Raw genomic sequence first — 779 nt, 5'->3', positions numbered from 1 at the left:
GATTATTGGCGGCTACGGTAAACATTCTAAAATTGATAATCCACGAGCGCATGAACTAGGGCATTTCTTCTTCTCAGCTGCATTTAACAGTCGTCTGTTTGCTACGCACCCGTCAGTTGATGAACGCATTGAGCGTTTGCTGCCAAATTGGAATGGCCAGTATGCTGAGTCGACGGCTGAAGCTGAGCTTCGGAGTGAGTTTGGTGATGCAGTCATGGGGTTTTCTGGAGGCTCACTTCATGCGGAAGATTTATCGAAAGCTGTGCAATCTGAATCATCTGGAAGCAGCGATATAAGTTTTGAATTTCAGGAGCAAGCTGCTGCTGAACCGGCGTTTAACCTTAAGAGTTTATTGGAGCGTGTGCACACTTCCTATGACGCCAAAGGTGTGTATTACGCGTTTATTGGGCATGAGTCTGTTGCGACCAACGATTGGAGTGAACGGATCGCGCCCTTATCTTTATCGCAAAAATTAGATTTGCTCCGTGCGGCAATTCCATCGCTTAAAACTTTATCAAAGGAAGAGTACTCCGCATTTAGATCATCTTACCTTCAGGTCATTAGCGCAGATAAAAAACGTTCGCTATCAGAGTGGTTGGGTTTTGAGTTGTTTCGTAATCCATGTGATCGCTTTTTTGGCTTAGCTAAGCCGGTTAAGCCTAAGTACAAAAATATTGAGAGTATCGCCGGCTTTTACCGAATTGCCGTGACCAAATTTGTTCAAATGGGGACGAGAACAACTCGTGATCAATTGGCGGCTATTGAGGCCGCTGGTAAAG

General features: G+C 45.2%; 1 protein-coding gene. It reads left to right on the top strand.

What is annotated here, in order from left to right; all coding sequences use genetic code 11:
- Positions 1-779, top strand: a 779-nt coding sequence (locus A3739_RS29245) for a hypothetical protein (RefSeq protein ID WP_197472008.1), incomplete at both ends; no start/stop codon positions are given.

Source organism: Oleiphilus sp. HI0067 (genome assembly GCF_001635735.1).
This window is presented reverse-complemented; position numbering and strand designations above follow the sequence as displayed.